Source organism: Rhizobium sp. P2_G9, from assembly GCF_056403475.1.
The window spans coordinates 23,321-39,040 of sequence record NZ_JBFUFK010000031.1; the positions used below are offsets into that span (position 1 = coordinate 23,321).

Genomic DNA, 15,720 nt, shown 5'->3' on the forward strand with positions numbered 1-15,720 from the left:
ATCTTCAAGGGAGAAGATCAGTTCGTCTTGTTGTTGGTCTTGTTGGACTTCGGATCGATCGAGATCCGAACCCGGGTGCCGCAATTGTCGAGTTTGGCAAGGCCGGTCTGCATCTGGACGGTGAGTTTGCAGCCGGTGAACACATTCGATCCATCGACCAACACCACCTGCTTTCCGGTGAGCGTCAGGAGCTGGCTTGCCATATCATAGGTGCCCGCGTCGCCCTTGGCACTCTGCGTGCCGGAAAAGGCGCTGACATTGCCGGTCACCTCGATGCGCTTGATGTCGCCCTGGCCGGTCGTGACGTCGCTGCCCTTGCCGTTGTAGAACACGATCATATGGTTGGAGTTCAAGGTCATCGCGCCCTGCACGACCTGGACATTGCCGTCGAACAGCGCCTGCTTGTCCTGGTCATGGATTTCCAGGTGGTCCGCCTCGATCTGGATCGGCTTGTCCTTGGACAGTTTCAGCCCATTGATCTGGCTCGTGCTTTGCTCGGCGAAAGCCGCCGTCGCCGCGGTCGCGAGCAATGCGGCTGCGGCCACGCAAGCGGTGATACGGAAAAGCCCCATGTCGCTCATTCCCCCTGAGTGCTCTTGGATTTATGCATGGCGGACGGACTGATCATCACGTGGATCTTGCCATCGAAGGCAATCACGCTGCCCCTGCCGGTTACTGTCATACTGTTTGCCGTCAAAGTCGAATCTTTTGCGTTGACCGTCACCGGCTTGTCGGATTGCAGCAGGCCGGAATGCGGGTCCATATTCGCGGCCTGAAAATGCACGACCACGCCGGATGACAGGGTCACCACGAAAGGTGCCGTCATCTGCAATTTGTCGGTGGCGCGGTCGAACTTCGCCGCCTTGCCCGTAACGCGCGCAATCAGGTTTCCCTTGATCGGCACCGCGGCTTCGATGTCTTCGAGCGCGATGTCGTTAGGGTTGAGGATTGCCTGCAGCGCCCGCCGGGCATTCATGAAATAGCTGATGCCGTCGCCGTTGCGGCCGGAAATCGCCGGCTTTTCCATGACGATGCGGCCATCTTCGATCGTGGCGCCACCGATCGTCAGGTTTTCCGGAATCATCGTCTTGATCCAGGACACGGCGATGAAACCGAGCGAGATCACCACTGCCATGATCGGCAGCAGGATCTTCCAGCGCCGCACCCGGCCAGAATGGGAAAGCGCGCGCTTGTAAGCGGCGGCCGAGCCCGTTCCGGGAATATCGATCGTGGCGCGAATGTCCATTTGAGTCTCAAGAGCCGTCGGGGCGAGTGGGCGTCTGACAAATAGGCAAATCACGGCGGAAATACAATGTGTCATTCCGTGAGCGGTGAAATTTGCGCCGCTGCGTGGCGTTTTTCGCCGCCACTGTTTCCTTCTTCACATTGCCGCGTTATCTGTGTGCCGCCAACCAACCGAATTCACTCGAAAGTCCCGATCCGATGGCCTTCAACGATATCGCCGAGCGCCGGCGCATCCGGCGCAAGCTGAGCTTCTGGCGCGTCTTCACCTTCCTGTTCATCGCGCTTGCCATCGTGCTGCTCTGGCTGCTGGCGACCGGCGGCAATCTCTCCGACAACAAGGAGCGCGATCATATCGCGCGCATAGAGATTTCCGGCCTGATCACAGATGATCGTGAACTGCTGGAACGGCTCGACCGGATTGCCAAGAAGAACTCGGTCAAGGCGTTGATCGTCTCCATTTCCTCGCCCGGCGGCACCACCTATGGCGGCGAGGCCATCTACAAGGCGATCCGTCGTGTCGCGGAAAAGAAGCCTGTGGTATCCGACGTCCGTACGCTCGCCGCCTCGGCCGGCTACATGATCGCGGTCGCAGGCGACAGGATCGTCGCGGGTGATACGTCGATCACCGGCTCGATCGGCGTCATCTTCCAGTATCCACAGATCAAGCCACTGCTCGACAAGATCGGCGTGTCGCTGGAGGAGATCAAATCGGCGCCGCTCAAGGCCGAACCGTCGCCCTTCCATGACGCCAGCCAGGAAGCCAAGGATGTCATGCACCAGATGGTGATGGATTCCTTTGACTGGTTCGTCAGCCTCGTCGCCGAGCGTCGGCATCTGCCCAAGGAGCAGGCGTTGAAACTCGCGGACGGCCGCATCTATACCGGCCGGCAGGCGCTCGCCGTCAAGCTCATCGACCAGATCGGCGGCGATGACGACATCCGCGCCTATCTCGAAAGCCGAAAAGTGACCAAGGGCCTGCCGATCATCGACTGGGAACCGCGCCGCGAAGCATCGTCGTTCCTGTTCGGCAGCATGGTCCATGAGTTCATGGACTCGCTTGGCCTTGGCTGGCTGACAAAAGTCAATTCTTTGGGGAAATTGAGTGATGACAAGATGTTACTTGACGGTATGGTGTCGGTTTGGCAGTTTGATGCAAATGACAAGGATCGATAAGACCGTCTGAGGGGGCTTCCGTGATCAAGTCTGAATTGGTGCAAATCGTCGCAGCCAAGAACCCGCATCTCTATCATCGTGACGTCGAAAATATCGTCAATGCGGTCTTGGATGAGATTACGGACGCGCTTGCCGGCGGCAATCGAGTGGAGTTGCGTGGTTTCGGCGCATTTTCCGTCAAGAATCGCCCGTCGCGCTCCGGCCGTAATCCGCGTACCGGCGACGCGGTCTTCGTTGAGGAGAAATGGGTTCCCTTCTTCAAGACCGGCAAGGAGCTCCGCGAGCGCCTCAATCCCGACCTTGCAGACCAGGAAGACGACGAGGACGATGAGGATTGATTTCCTTCGCCTCGCGAGGGGCAGGCAATTCCTGGCTTGATTTCGCCTGCCGGACATCGTGAGCGTGCTGTTATAGTCTGAAGGCGCTCTGCCTGGCCCTTTGGGCTGGCTGAAACGGGCCGGCTGTCAGGTCGGCTCCCGTTTGAGCCAACAGAACGCTTCCAAATTACAGCAGCACGCTCTAGAGAGAGGCGCGGTGTTTGTTTGCGCCGCCATCAAGGGAGTTCGGTGAACATGATCACGCGCTTTGTCAGGTTAGTCATTCTCGTTCCGGTCGCGATCATCCTCATCGTGCTCTCGGTGGCAAACCGTCATTCCGTGACCGTGGCGCTCAACCCGTTCCGTCCCGAGGACAGTATCCTGGCCCTGACGCTGCCGCTCTTCGTGCTCCTGCTTCTCACGCTGATGATTGGCGTCGTGATCGGCTCGGCCGTCACCTGGTTTTCGCAGGGCCGCCATCGCAAGCGGGCGCGCAACGAGGCTTATGAAGCCAAGAAATGGCGCGACGAAGCCGGTCGCCAGCGCGACAGGCTCGAACAGCAGACCGCGCAGAAGCTGCTCTCCGCCTCCAAATAATCAAAGCAATTGTCGAATATTGCCGCAGATGGCGCCGGAACCCGCTTCCGGCGCTACAGCATGTCGCTCGAAAGTGGTCCCGGTTTCGGGGCACGACATGCGTAAAAGCAAAAGCATGTCGCCCGAAAGTGGCTCCGGTTTCCGGATACCGACAGGCGCAGAAACAAAAAAGACAAAGCGCGTCACTTGACCCGTGAACAGGCGACGCGCTTGAGCGTGGATGTTACGCCTCTGAGAGATCCTTGGCGCGGGTGCGGTCCGAAATCGTCTTTTTCAATTTGGTGAAGAATTGCTCGACGATCTTCTTCGCCGACGAGCGGATGAGACCGGAGCCCAGCACCGCGAGCTTGCCGCCGACCTTGGCGTTGACCGTATAGCTCAGCACGGTTTTGCCGTCCTCTTCGCGCAGCTTGACGTCGGTGCTGGCTTTGGCGATGCCGCCTTCGCTGGTGATCGTGTAGCTTTCCGGCGCGTTGATATTGCTGAACTTGACCTCGCTCTTGAAGTTGCGCGAGATCGGGCCGACCTTGACCTTGATCGTCGCCACCATTTCGGTCGGCGATTTGGCTTCCAGCGACTCGCAGCCCGGAATGCACTTCTTCAGGACATTCGGGTTGTTCAGCGCTTTCCAAACCTGCTCGCGGCTGGCCGCAATCTGCTCTTCGCCGGACATGTCCATGATCGTCTCCTTGGTCGTCTCTTGTCGGCCCCTTATTGCCTCTCTCAAATCACTTTGCCAAGAGGAGATTGGATGCTATTTCAGCCCATTGTCGTGGAAATGATAAGAAGACAACGAGTGAAGAGCAAGAATCCACCGCGTGCAGCCGCTTCCGGCAATGCTTCTCAACGCATGCGCGAGAAGGTGCGGCCGGACGGAAGCAAGTCCCGGGAGGATCAGCGTGACCGTGTCTCGCCTGTTTCGGCACAGACACGGCGTGAGCGTCCGCAAACGCTACAGGTGCCGCCGCTTGGCTTGAGACCGGGCGCTCGGCCGGCCGAACGGGCGCCGCTCATCCTCGAAACCGCAGGCGAGGAAGGCTACCGTCTGCTCGACAGCGGCAATGGCGAAAAACTCGAACGCTATGGTTCCGTCATCGTCATCCGGCCCGAGGCACAGGCGCTGTGGCCGAAGGCGCTGCCGAAGTCGGAATGGGACAAAGCCGACGCGATCTTCACCGGCGACACCGACGAGGAGGGCATGGGCCGCTGGCGTTTCCCGAAGCAGGCGTTGGGCGAAACCTGGCCGATGCAATTGCTCGGCGTCGAATTCCACGGCCGCTTCACCTCTTTCCGCCACACCGGTGTGTTTCCGGAGCAGATCGCGCATTGGTCCTGGATGCGGGAGGTGGTTCAAGCGCGGATCGCCGCGAACGGCCGGCGGCCGAAAGTGCTCAATCTCTTCGGTTACACCGGCGTCGCCTCGCTCATCGCCGCGGATGCCGGTGCCGAGGTCACCCATGTCGATGCTTCGAAGAAGGCGATCGGCTGGGCCAAGGAGAACCAGCAACTGGCGCGGCTCACCGATCGCCCGATCCGCTGGATCATGGACGACGCGATGAAATTCGTCGAACGCGAGCAGCGCCGCGGCAACCGCTACGACATCGTGCTCACCGATCCGCCGAAATTCGGCCGCGGCCCGAACGGCGAGGTTTGGGAATTGTTCGACCATGTGCCGCAGATGCTCGACATCTGCCGCGACCTCCTGGCGCCCGATGCGATCGGCCTGGTGCTGACCGCCTATTCGATCCGCGCGAGTTTCTATTCGATGCACGAATTGATGATGGAGACCATGCGCGGCATGGGCGGCCTCGTCGAATCGGGAGAACTGATCATCCGCGAATATCCGACCATGCCAGGCCAGGCGGCCCGTGCCCTCTCCACCTCCCTTTTCAGCCGCTGGACGAAGGCATGACAGACAGAGACGACGACGGTCCGCGCCGGCCCGGACAGGTGAAGGAAATCACCTCGCTTGCCAATCCGATCATCAAGGACATCAAGGCGCTCAGCCAGAAGAAGAACCGAGAGGCCTCGGGCACCTTCATGGCCGAGGGGCTGAAGCTTGTCCTCGACGCGCTGGAAACCGGCTGGAAGATCGAGACGCTGATCTATTCCAAGGAGGGCAAGGGCAAGCCGCTGGTCGAGAAAGCCGCTGCGCGCACCGTCGCCGCCGGCGGACTGGTGCTGGAAGTCACCCAGAAGGTTTTGGAGTCGGTGACCCATCGCGAAAATCCGCAGATGGTGGTCGGCATTTTTCGCGCCCGCTGGCAAAGCCTGCACAATGTGAAGCCGAAGTCGAACGAAACCTGGATCGCGCTCGATCGTGTGCGCGATCCCGGCAATCTTGGCACCATCATCCGCACCGCAGACGCCGCCGGCGCATCGGGCGTGATGCTTGTCGGCGACACGACCGACCCGTTTTCCCTGGAAACCGTTCGGGCGACCATGGGCTCGGTGTTCAGCCTGCCGCTGGTTCGCACGATACCGGCCGAATTCCTCAAATGGCAGAAATCGGCCGGCGTCAATGTCGTCGCCACCCATCTCAAGGGCGCCGTCGATTATCGCACGGCGGACTATAAATCGAAGCCGGTCGTGCTGCTGATGGGCAATGAGCAGGCCGGCCTGCCGGACGACCTCGCCGACGCCGCCAACATAAAGGTACGCATCCCGCAACAAGGACGGGCGGATTCGCTCAACCTGGCGGTGGCAACCGGCGTCATGCTGTTCGAGGCACGCCGCCATCTGCTGACACTGGATGAACGATGATGCCGCAGTCGAACCCGTTCTCCAGGCCCCTGCCGGCGGCCACCTTCATTATCATCGCGATACTCCTCGACCAGCTGGTGAAATATCTGGTCGAAAGGATGCTGCCGTTCCAGGAGGCCGTGCCGGTTATCCCACATCTGTCGCTCTACCGGACGTGGAACGAAGGCGTCGCCTTCTCCTTCCTCTCTGGCATGAATGGCTGGGCGCTCATTGGCATGCGGCTCCTGATCGTCGCCTTCATTTTCTGGTGGTGGCGCAATTCCAGCCGTTCGGGAATGCTGATGCATCTCGGCTTCGCCATGATCGTCGCGGGCGCGGTCGGCAATATCATCGACCGTTTCATTTATGGACATGTGGTGGACTATGTTCTTTTCCACGTCGGCACCTGGTCTTTCGCGGTCTTCAACCTTGCCGACAGCCTGATCACCGTGGGCGCGATCATCGTCGGCTTCTCCGAGATTTTCCTGCATCGAGGCGAAGCAAAGGGATAGAATTGATCCTTTTTTAAGGACGCTCCGCAAGCATTCCGTAAGTGCATTTGTGCTAACTGGAGGCATGACCGAGCCCCAGAATCTTCAGCATCGCGTCGCGATGGCGTTTCAGGAACCGTCCGCTCCTCCGCCGGAGGAAGCGCTCGACAACCTCTATGCGAAAGTCGAGCACCCGGCCAGCCGGCTGCCGCACCCCCTGGATCCCGATCCGGAAGACTTTTCCTTCGATGACACCGGCACGGACAGGTCCGGCGTGCTGCGCTATTGGATCGCCGGCATCGGTCTTGTCGCTTCGGCGCTGGTGCTGTCGCTCGGCTCCGGGCTGGGCTTTGCCCTCGTCGCCATCGGCCTTGCCGCGGTCGGTGTGTCCGCGATCATCTATTCCCTGGCCTCCCGGCTGGACCGCAAGGCGCAGGCGCCTGTCGAACAGGCCGCTACGCAGGCCGAAGCGCAACCCGCTGCCCCCGTCGCCGGTACAGACAGCTATGCCGCCGCCGGCGCGATGATGGGCGATATCCATGATGCGCTTGGCGATATCACGCTCTGCCGCAGCTTGGGCGGCGTCATCCTGTCGGCAAATAAAACGTTCCGTAAGGTCGCCCGCTGCGAAAAACCCGAGGGCCGCTCCTGCGAGGAGCTCGGCATCCGTTTCACCCCGCGCACCGTCGAACATTGCTACGACGTGGAGTTCAAGACACCGGCCGGCTCCAAAACCTTCCTCTGGCACGACATCGTCACCCGCGATCCGATTCTCGGTGATCTCGTTCTTCAAAGCGTTGCCCGCGACGTGACGACCGAGCGCCAGGATGCCGAGAGCCGCGAGGAAGCGCGCGCCCGCGCCGAAGAGGAAAGCGTGATGAAATCGCGGCTGATCGCGACCGTCAGCCACGAAATCCGCACGCCGCTTTCCGGCCTGCTTGGCATGGGTCATCTGCTCACCGGCACGTCGCTGACGCCGGAACAGAAGAACTATCTCGACGGCATCAGCCAGTCCGGCACCGCACTGGTGCAGCTTGTCGAGGACCTGCTCGATTTCTCGACGCTCGCCGCCGGCCGCTTCCAGCTGAAGCCGCGCCGCGAAGCCGTCCGCCCGCTGATCGAAAGCGTGGTCGAACTTCTTTCCAGCCGGGCTCATGCCAAGGGCATCGAGATCGGCTCGACCATTTCCCCGGCGATCCCGGAAAATCTGGTCTTCGACCCGGCACGGTTCCGTCAGGTGCTCTACAATGTCGTCGGCAATGCGGTGAAGTTCACCGAGGAAGGCGGCATCCTTGTCTCCGCCGCTCTCGAGGGAACCACGCTCGTCATCCGCGTCAAGGACACAGGCCCTGGCATGAACGAGGCCGAAACCAAGCGCATTTTCAACGAATTCGAACAGGGCGACCTCAGCCGCGCCCGCGAGGGTGGCGTTGGCCTCGGCCTGGCGATCTCGGCCCGGATCATGGCCGAAACCGGCGGCGCGCTGTCGGTCGAAAGCCGTCTTGGCGAGGGCAGCACGTTCACGGTCCGGCTGCCCGTCACCGTCGATTCCACTGCGATGCGGCTTGGCAATGAGCTCAGCAATGCCAAGGTCCTGCTCCTGGCGCCCATCGGACCCGCCGCCACGGCGCTCGCCACCACGCTCAAGGGCCTTGGCGCGGAAACCTATATGGCATCCACCGCCGCCGATGCCGAATCGATCCTTGCCTTTCGCGAGCACTTCACCGGCATCATCGTCGATCACCGCCTCGACGCCGATTTCACCGCGGCGCTGAGCCACAATCCACGGCTTGCCGGCGCCAAGCGCGTCTATCTGGTCAATCCCGAATCGCGGCCGGCGCAGATGTCCGGTGATGACTATGACGGCTGGCTGATCCGCCCGTTGCGCGAACAATCGCTGCTCGACGTGCTGACCGGCAAGCTGAGGGGTCTGGAACATCGCCGCGCGGCGAGCGAACAATTCCCGGTCATTTCCGCCGAGGCGGAGGATGAAGCCGTTGTGGTCGGGGAAGGCCTATCCTCCGGCGAGCGCCTGTCGATCCTGCTGGGTGAGGACGATCCGGTCAACGCCATGATTTCCCAGGCGATCCTGGAAAAAGCCGGCCATAATGTGCGCCTGGCGACCAATTTCGCCCGGCTGGCCGAAGCGCTTGCGGAAACCACGCCCGACGTCGTGCTCACGGACTATTCCATGCCGGATGGCACCAGCGACGACTTCATCCATCGGCTGCGTCAGATCGAGCGTTCCACCGAGGGCAAGCCGCTTCCGGTCATCGTGCTGACCGCCGACGGCAGCGACGAAACCCGCCGCCGCCTGCTCGTCAACGGCGCCGATCTGGTGCTGGTCAAACCCGCCAGCCCCGATATGATCAACGGCGCCATCGCGCGGCTGAACGAGCGCCTGATTCGCGCAGCCTGAGCCGACCATCCGAGGCGCGGGAACGATGTTTCCCGCGCGGTTCCCCAAAAATTACCCACCAAATTGCTTTCCCGGGAACAATAACGCCCACACGCGGCCACGCCGCTTGGCGAACTGTTGTCTTTATGCCCCACACGGCGTCCGGCTTGCCTGTTCCAAGCCGGCTATGCACTTGATTTCTGTCATCGTACTGTCTCATACATGTGATTAGTGGCTGGTCGATTGCCAAAGGGACACCGGCCATGGAATTGGAGCTTTTCGACCTGAAAGCGGAAATAGCGCCCAGCATGGACAGCGGGACGTCGATCTCGGACATCAAATTGCCGGTGCTCGGCCGGATTGGATCTTTGGAAACGCGGCTCGCCGTCTCCCGTCAGGAGATCGTGGCCGCGCAGCAGATTCGTTATCGCGTTTTCGTCGAGGAAATGGGCGCCGAACTACCGCCTGAGGCGATGCGCGCCAAGCTGGATTTCGATGCCTTCGACGATATCTGCGACCACCTGATCGTGCTCGATACGGCGATCGAGGGTGATTCCGCCGATCAGATCGTCGCCACCTACCGTATCCTGCGCCAGGAAGTGGCGATGCGGCATTCGGGTTTTTACTCGGCTTCGGAATTCGACATCGCACCGCTGATCGCGCGCCATCCGGACAGGCAGTTCATGGAGCTCGGCCGCTCCTGCGTGCTGCCGCCCTACCGTACCAAGCGCACCGTCGAACTGCTCTGGCAGGGCAACTGGGCCTATGCGCTGAAGCACAATCTCGGCGTCATGTTCGGCTGCGCCTCGTTCCCGGGCCGCCATTCGGAGATGCATGCGCTGGCGCTCTCCTTCCTGCATCACAATGCCTTGGCGACGGGCGAATGGGCGGTGCGGGCCGCCGGTCCCTATGCCCGCAACATGGATCTGATGCCGCCGGAGGCGATCAATGCCAAGCGGGCGCTGATCACCATGCCGCCACTGGTCAAGGGCTATCTGAGGCTTGGGGCCATGATCGGCGAGGGCGCCGTGGTCGATCCGGCCTTCGATACCACCGACGTGCTGATCGTGTTGCCGGTGGAAAGCATTTCCAGTCGCTACGTCAATTATTACGGAGCCGACGCCCAGCGTTTTGCCAGCTGAGGATCCCTGGAAAATCCATCCGAATTTTCCGCACCCCTCCTTCAGCCGGTCCGGGGCATGAGTAAGCCCCGGCTTTTTGTTGCAGCGAATGAAAAGCCTGCGGATCAGAAATCTTGTCGCCGCCTCGCGAATGGCAGGTCCGCCAATTCCCGCTGGGACATGGCGCGGATTTGCGGCTGCGACCACGGATCGCCCCGGTTTTCCGGCAGGCTGCTTTCGGTTTCGGTCAAGTGGTGCGCGGCATTCCTGAGCTTGATCACTGTCATTGCGGCTATCCCCTTGATTTGACCGGTGAATGTTGCCGCCATCCTGGACGAAAGATTTTGATCGGCAGTTCTCATGACTATGGAACTCCTTCATGACATTTATCTCTATAGATATCCTTCTACGCAGCGTTGGATTCAATTGATAAATTGAGCCATCCCTTATAGATAATCTATATGAAGAACTTGAACCTTGTTCATCTCAACGGCCTGCGGGCGCTGGAGGCGGTGGGCCGTCTCGGCTCGCTTCAGGCGGCGGCCGACGAACTGGGCGTCTCCATCGGCGCCGTCAGCCAGCAGGTCATCAAGGTCGAGGCGCAACTCGGCCACACGATCTTCGAACGCCGGCCGAAGGGCCTCGTGCCGACCGATATCGGCCGGCCGGTGCTGGGCCGCCTGACCGAAGGCTTTGAGCGGATGTCGGAGGCCGTGGCACTCGCCCTGCGCCGCGACAACCATTGCCTGACGATCTCGGTAGCGCCGGTCTTCGCCGCGCGCTGGCTGGTGCGCCGGCTGGAAAGCTTTGCCCGGCAATATCCCGACATCGTGCTCAGGATCGACGCGACGCTTAAGCTTGTCGACCCCGCCACATCCGATATCGATCTCGGCATCCGCGTCGGCAACGGCCAATGGGCCAATGTCCATTCCGAACTCATCCTGGCCCAGAAAGTCTTCCCCGTCGCCGCACCCTCATGGCTCGACCGGCTGAAGGTGCCGCGTGACGTGCTCTCGGTCCCCGCCGTGATCGACGCTCCGGCGATGTTCGACTGGAATGTCTGGCTGAAAGAGGTCGGCCTCGACGGAGAAAAGATCAACGCCCGCCATTTCTTCAGCGAGGCGTCACTCTGCATCGATGCTGTCATGAGCGGGCAGGGGGTGATGCTCGCCTGGCAGACATTGGCCGCTGACGCCATCTTCGAAGGCAAGCTCGCGGTTCCCTTCCCGATCCGCGCCGCGACGGGGTTCGGGCATTATTTCGTCACCGCCAAGGGGCAGCGCGAGAGCCATAAGGTCAAGATGTTCAAGGCCTGGCTCAGGAAGGAACTGGCGTCGAGCATGGAAATACTGGATGCGCATTTCTCGGGAAAAAGTGGGTAGTCTGGCCACGAGGGAACGGAGGTGGTGTCGGTCATGCTGTACAGCCATGCAGCTGAATATTTCCAGCCGAGCAAATCGTGCTAAGCAGAGTCGTGATGTCGAGAAGAAAGGCTGTTGGCGATGGACAAACCCTGGAGCAAGCCGGTGACGCTCGCCCTCGAAGCACCGGGCGTCTACACAACGATCTCGACGCCACAGCAGGCCTCGTGGGCCATGATCGAGGATTGGCCGCTCGAGGATGGAACCGCTCTCGATCGGGCGCTTGACGTCTGCGCCGAAGTCGCGGCAGGCAAGAAGTCTGGCGAAGATGCCCGTCGTGCCTTTCTGCTCGCTGCGGCGGAAGCCAGCATCCACGTTCGAGACTGAAAAAGCAGGAGGTCAGGCTTCCTGGCCGGCCTCGATCAGACGTGGCTCTCCCGTCCACCAGATGCGCACGACAACGAGCGATCAGACTCTTCATGAATGCGGTACACAGGACATATGCGCTTTTTCCAAAAGGAACGAAAGCTGGCGATAGTCTGGACGCCCCTCCACGCGGATACCGATATACGGGGTTTTCAGAAGCATCAGGATACCCTCATCGATCGCCACATAGCCTTCTGGGCCACCAGCGCGTTACCTTGGTTTATGAGAAAATTGAAAAGCCGCTCAATGTCGTCTTCCGCCTCGGGCAGGAAAACGAATTTCATCGGGGGCCGCCTTGCGCGCCGCATCGGCGGCAAGACCGCGCAGCTTCGATCGAGCGGTGTTGAACGGCACCGATGCGCTGGCTTCGAGATAGCGCTGCCAGCGACTTTCGTCTTCGGCATGCTCGTTGATGGCCCGTTCCGCCTCGTCGGCATAGGAACGCAAGACGCTTTCGGCTAAGTCGGAAAGGGTTGTGCCTTGTTTCCGGGCGAGTGCGCCGATCCGATCCTGAAGCTGCGGGACCAATTTCCAGTGGTATTCTACCACATTCCCGCGGTAAGAAAAAGCTTTTGGCGCTCAAATCGCGCAAAAATTACAATGGAAATATTGACAACCTTCCGCGAAAAAAGGTGTTATATTTTTGGAGAAGGAAAGACTATAAAACGGACGCATTATGCGAAATTTGTTTCGAGTTAGCATTTCGTTGCTTTCATTGTTGGCCGCCGAAGGCCAGGCCGAAGCTGCAAACATTGCGCTTGATCGAACATCCATCGGAATTCCAGTTATCACCATAGACGGTGACTTTAATGCTGGTGACGATAAAACATTCAACAATTTGGCAATCTCGGTTGATCAGGCAGTTGTTGTGCTGAACAGCCCAGGTGGATTGGCGGAAGTCGGGATTTCAATTGGGAGAACAATTGCAATCAAAGGATTTCCCACAGCAGTCTTTCCGAATGGGATGTGCGCGTCATCATGCGCCTTAGCTTGGCTGGCCGGTCGCCCTCGTTCGCTGTTCCCGTCTTCCAAGGTCGGGTTTCACGCGATTTTCACAATTGACAACGGCACAAGCAATGTGAGTTCGGCGGGCAATGCCTTGGTCGGTTCATACTTGCACGAACTCGGAATGACCGACCGTCAAATCGTCTACATTACGCAGACACAGCCGGATTCGATGGCGTGGCTGAGCCAAGACACCGCGACCGCAATTGGGTTGGATGTAAAGATGCTTTCGGAAACCGCATTGGCGACTTCCAACCAAAGCACGACAGATAGCGCTACACCCGTTCCAACTCCGGCTGTTAGAGCAAGTCAGGATTCCGGCGCCGTCGTATCAACCAGTCGGTCGATACCGGCATTGCAAGCCAGCAACCAATGGACATTGGTGCCAAGCACCGATTTGTTCGGCTTCGATATCGCTGCCAAGCCGGTGACGGAATATACGGTCGATCAATGCAAGGCGGCTTGTGAAGCCGATGCGCGTTGCACCGCATTCACCTTCAACGAGTCTCACAACGCATGCTTTCTGAAATCGGGCGCCAATCAAGCTTTGCAATTCACTGGCGCGATCTCCGGTTACAAGCCCCCAAATGTCGTCATGCGTGTCGGGCGGGATTACGGCACCAGCGTCAACTTCCGAACCTTCCAAGGAAGTGAAATTACGACGATGCCCTATTCAACATACATGAACAAAAGCCTTGCTTGGTGCCAAGACGAATGTGTTGATGACGTATTTTGCAAGGCGTTCACGTTCTACAAAAACGGAATTTGCGTGAAATTCGACCAAGCCAAGCCAGTGCAACGCAATTCTGAAGTCTTTAGCGGGATTAAGACGGATTGAAAACAAGCGTCATGGCAAACGGCGACCTTGGTCGAGATTGTCAACCTATTGATTTTATTGGTCGTTGATAGTCGATGATTGCGGCAATGGTGGGACGCTGAAAACTTGCCAGGCGGCCGAAGCTATAGCCGAATGATCGAGCCCGGCGTGCCCCCGGATGATTTAGAGGGTTCTTTGTATTGCCTTAAGTCATTGAAAAAATGGCGCGCCCGAAGAGATTCGAACTCCTGACCCCCAGATTCGTAGTCTGGTGCTCTATCCAGCTGAGCTACGGGCGCCTGCCGCAGCGGAGCGTGTCCGCTGACGTGGCGCTCTCCTAGAGAATTGCTTGGAGGAAAGCAAGCGCATTCTCGAAAAAAATTGCAGGAAAAGATTCCGGCTTGAGCTGTTGCGGTAAAATTATGAAATAAAAACAGATGGTTACCCTGCCGCAAAAAGGATCACGACCTGCCTTGACCGAGACCCTAGCCGGTCAACCGCCCGTCCGGTCTGGCAGTTCAAACCGGAAGCGGGTGCCGCGCTCCTGCTTTTCCTCGAGCACGATCCAGCCGCCATGTGCCTCGATCAATTCGCGGGCAATGGCGAGGCCGAGGCCGGTGCCGCCGGCGCGGACGGAGCCGCGGAAGGCGGAGAAGAGGTTGTCCTTGGCCTTTTGCGGCATGCCGGGGCCGTTGTCGTCGACAGTAATGTGGACGCCGTTGTCGTCGCGCGAAGCGGAGATGGTGACGCGCTTTTCCTCGCTGGTGTCGGTTTCCAGCGCCTGGGCGGAGTTGCGGCAGAGATTGTAGAGGACACGGAACAACTGCTCGGGATCGGCGTCGACTTCGAGATCGCGGGCGACATCATTGGCAAAGGCCACTTCGGTGCCGGCGCTCAGGCCCAGGATTTCGCCGGCGTCTTCCACCAGCGGCCGCAGCTTGATGCGGTTGACGCGCGGCTGGGTTTCGCTGGCCCGGCCATAGGCCAGCACTTCCGAGGAATAGCCGATGGCGCGGCCAAGCGTGCGCACCAGCTTTGACGACAGGCCCTTGACCACGGGGTCGCCGACATCGGCGAGACGATCCGACATCAGCTGCGCCGAGGAGAGGATGTTGCGCATGTCGTGATTGATCTTGGAGACGGCGAGACCGAGATCGGCAAGGTTCTTCTGCTGGCGGATGGTTTTCTGCAGGTCCATCTGCATGGCGGCGAGATGGCGGCCGGCGAGCGACAGTTCATCCGTGCCTTTGGGTGGTGTCATCACTGCGGACGGATTGGCGGGATCGAGCGCAAAACTCTGCATGCTTGCCGTCATCCGCGCCACCGGCCGGATCAGCACGCGGTTGATGACGAGGAAGATCAGCGTCGCCGTCACCAGCGAGATGATCACCGAAAACAGGAGGATCTCGCGGCAGTAGACCAGCATAGCCTCGCGCAATGCCTTGTCTTCCATGACGAGCTCGATCTTCATCGGGCTGCCGCCGATCGGCCCGCGCACGGAAAACACCCGATCGCCGCCCCAGATGAGGGTCGAAAGCGCATCCAGCGCGTCGCCGACGAAATCCGGCTTGCTCAGGTCATATTGGGCGTTGACCATGGGCGGCACTTCGGAGACGACGATCATCCGCGTCATATCTTCCTTGTGCAGCACGATCGCCTTGGTACCGGTGGCCATCAGGGTGGAATTCTGCAGCGGTCGCGGTAGATCGACGTTGGGCAGGCCGTCGATGACGATCGCGGCGGCGGCGGCGGTGTTCAGCCGGTCGCGCAGCCAGGAGACGCGCATATTGCTGACGGAGGGTACGAAGATCAGGATTTCGGCAAGCAGCACGAAAGTGATGGTCAGCACCAGAAGCTGCGTCGACAGCCGTGAAGTGAAGGGCACGTCGTGGCGTTCGGTCGACGAGGCTTGCGGCTTCGGTCCCACGCTCATCTCCACGCTGCAACTCCAATGCGGCCCGTGCGATCTCTCGCGCCAGCTCGCACGTCATATCACAGAATCGCCGTTTGCCAACAAAGCCGCGGAA

At 59.9% G+C, this 15,720-nt stretch carries 17 protein-coding genes and 1 tRNA gene; 11 read left to right on the plus strand and 7 right to left on the minus strand.

Annotation, left to right across the window (positions count from 1 at the left end):
- Window positions 1–17: 17 nt before the first annotated feature.
- Window positions 18–572, minus strand: a complete 555-nt coding sequence (locus tag AC1DYF_RS23895) for an LptA/OstA family protein (protein WP_477879269.1) — start codon at window positions 570–572, stop codon at window positions 18–20.
- Between the two features lie 5 nt (window positions 573–577).
- A complete protein-coding gene (gene lptC, locus AC1DYF_RS23900; RefSeq protein ID WP_477879270.1) occupies window positions 578–1,246 on the minus strand; it encodes an LPS export ABC transporter periplasmic protein LptC in 669 nt (222 codons plus the stop codon).
- A gap of 197 nt (window positions 1,247–1,443) precedes the next feature.
- Here lptC and sppA point away from each other — a divergent pair, with 197 nt between their 5' ends.
- The 3 genes from sppA (at window position 1,444) to AC1DYF_RS23915 (ending at window position 3,332) form a co-directional block, all read left to right on the plus strand.
- Window positions 1,444–2,418 (plus strand): signal peptide peptidase SppA, encoded by a 975-nt coding sequence (gene sppA, locus AC1DYF_RS23905; RefSeq protein ID WP_477879338.1) that lies wholly within the window; start codon window positions 1,444–1,446, stop codon window positions 2,416–2,418.
- 20 nt (window positions 2,419–2,438) lie between these two features.
- The gene (locus AC1DYF_RS23910; RefSeq protein WP_477879271.1) at window positions 2,439–2,756 is read left to right on the plus strand and encodes an integration host factor subunit beta; all 318 of its coding nucleotides are present in this window, start codon (window positions 2,439–2,441) and stop codon (window positions 2,754–2,756) included.
- A gap of 234 nt (window positions 2,757–2,990) precedes the next feature.
- The gene (locus AC1DYF_RS23915) at window positions 2,991–3,332 is read left to right on the plus strand and encodes a lipopolysaccharide assembly protein LapA domain-containing protein (protein ID WP_477879272.1); all 342 of its coding nucleotides are present in this window, start codon (window positions 2,991–2,993) and stop codon (window positions 3,330–3,332) included.
- A 223-nt stretch (window positions 3,333–3,555) separates the two neighbouring features.
- Here AC1DYF_RS23915 and AC1DYF_RS23920 read toward each other — a convergent pair whose 3' ends face one another.
- Window positions 3,556–4,011 (minus strand): SRPBCC family protein, encoded by a 456-nt coding sequence (locus AC1DYF_RS23920; RefSeq protein WP_477879273.1) that lies wholly within the window; start codon window positions 4,009–4,011, stop codon window positions 3,556–3,558.
- Between the two features lie 117 nt (window positions 4,012–4,128).
- Between AC1DYF_RS23920 and AC1DYF_RS23925 the strand changes: the two genes are divergently transcribed.
- The 5 genes from AC1DYF_RS23925 to olsB all read left to right on the plus strand — a co-directional run bounded on the left by AC1DYF_RS23925 (window position 4,129) and on the right by olsB (window position 10,105).
- Complete coding sequence (locus AC1DYF_RS23925) at window positions 4,129–5,244, plus strand: RsmD family RNA methyltransferase (RefSeq protein ID WP_477879274.1); 1,116 nt, start codon at window positions 4,129–4,131, stop codon at window positions 5,242–5,244.
- Window positions 5,241–6,095: a TrmH family RNA methyltransferase gene (locus tag AC1DYF_RS23930; protein WP_477879275.1), complete on the plus strand. Its 855-nt coding sequence runs from the start codon at window positions 5,241–5,243 to the stop codon at window positions 6,093–6,095. The genes AC1DYF_RS23925 and AC1DYF_RS23930 overlap by 4 nt, the downstream gene beginning before the upstream one ends.
- Window positions 6,092–6,586 (plus strand): signal peptidase II, encoded by a 495-nt coding sequence (lspA, locus tag AC1DYF_RS23935; protein WP_477879276.1) that lies wholly within the window; start codon window positions 6,092–6,094, stop codon window positions 6,584–6,586. Before AC1DYF_RS23930 ends, lspA begins: the two co-directional genes overlap by 4 nt.
- A gap of 64 nt (window positions 6,587–6,650) precedes the next feature.
- Window positions 6,651–8,984: a hybrid sensor histidine kinase/response regulator gene (locus AC1DYF_RS23940; RefSeq protein ID WP_477879277.1), complete on the plus strand. Its 2,334-nt coding sequence runs from the start codon at window positions 6,651–6,653 to the stop codon at window positions 8,982–8,984.
- A gap of 287 nt (window positions 8,985–9,271) precedes the next feature.
- Window positions 9,272–10,105 (plus strand): l-ornithine N(alpha)-acyltransferase, encoded by an 834-nt coding sequence (olsB, locus tag AC1DYF_RS23945; RefSeq protein WP_477879339.1) that lies wholly within the window; start codon window positions 9,272–9,274, stop codon window positions 10,103–10,105.
- 104 nt (window positions 10,106–10,209) lie between these two features.
- On the opposite strand, the gene AC1DYF_RS23950 is transcribed toward olsB, so the two are convergent.
- Window positions 10,210–10,371, minus strand: a complete 162-nt coding sequence (locus AC1DYF_RS23950) for a hypothetical protein (protein WP_477879278.1) — start codon at window positions 10,369–10,371, stop codon at window positions 10,210–10,212.
- A gap of 174 nt (window positions 10,372–10,545) precedes the next feature.
- Between AC1DYF_RS23950 and AC1DYF_RS23955 the strand changes: the two genes are divergently transcribed.
- Together AC1DYF_RS23955 and AC1DYF_RS23960 are read left to right on the plus strand one after the other, a co-directional pair.
- Window positions 10,546–11,466: a LysR substrate-binding domain-containing protein gene (locus AC1DYF_RS23955; RefSeq protein WP_477879279.1), complete on the plus strand. Its 921-nt coding sequence runs from the start codon at window positions 10,546–10,548 to the stop codon at window positions 11,464–11,466.
- A gap of 120 nt (window positions 11,467–11,586) precedes the next feature.
- Window positions 11,587–11,832 carry a DUF982 domain-containing protein gene (locus AC1DYF_RS23960; protein ID WP_477879340.1) on the plus strand — a complete coding sequence of 82 codons (246 nt, stop codon included), beginning with the start codon at window positions 11,587–11,589 and terminating at the stop codon, window positions 11,830–11,832.
- Between the two features lie 282 nt (window positions 11,833–12,114).
- Here AC1DYF_RS23960 and AC1DYF_RS23965 read toward each other — a convergent pair whose 3' ends face one another.
- Window positions 12,115–12,318: a hypothetical protein gene (locus AC1DYF_RS23965; protein WP_477879280.1), complete on the minus strand. Its 204-nt coding sequence runs from the start codon at window positions 12,316–12,318 to the stop codon at window positions 12,115–12,117.
- 229 nt (window positions 12,319–12,547) lie between these two features.
- Here AC1DYF_RS23965 and AC1DYF_RS23970 point away from each other — a divergent pair, with 229 nt between their 5' ends.
- Complete coding sequence (locus AC1DYF_RS23970; protein ID WP_477879281.1) at window positions 12,548–13,714, plus strand: PAN domain-containing protein; 1,167 nt, start codon at window positions 12,548–12,550, stop codon at window positions 13,712–13,714.
- A gap of 201 nt (window positions 13,715–13,915) precedes the next feature.
- Here the strand turns inward: AC1DYF_RS23970 and AC1DYF_RS23975 are convergent.
- Both AC1DYF_RS23975 and AC1DYF_RS23980 read right to left on the minus strand, forming a co-directional pair.
- Window positions 13,916–13,992, minus strand: a tRNA-Arg gene (locus AC1DYF_RS23975).
- Window positions 13,993–14,186: 194 nt separating this feature from the next.
- Window positions 14,187–15,626, minus strand: a complete 1,440-nt coding sequence (locus tag AC1DYF_RS23980; protein ID WP_477879341.1) for a sensor histidine kinase — start codon at window positions 15,624–15,626, stop codon at window positions 14,187–14,189.
- Between the last annotated feature and the right edge of the window lie 94 nt (window positions 15,627–15,720).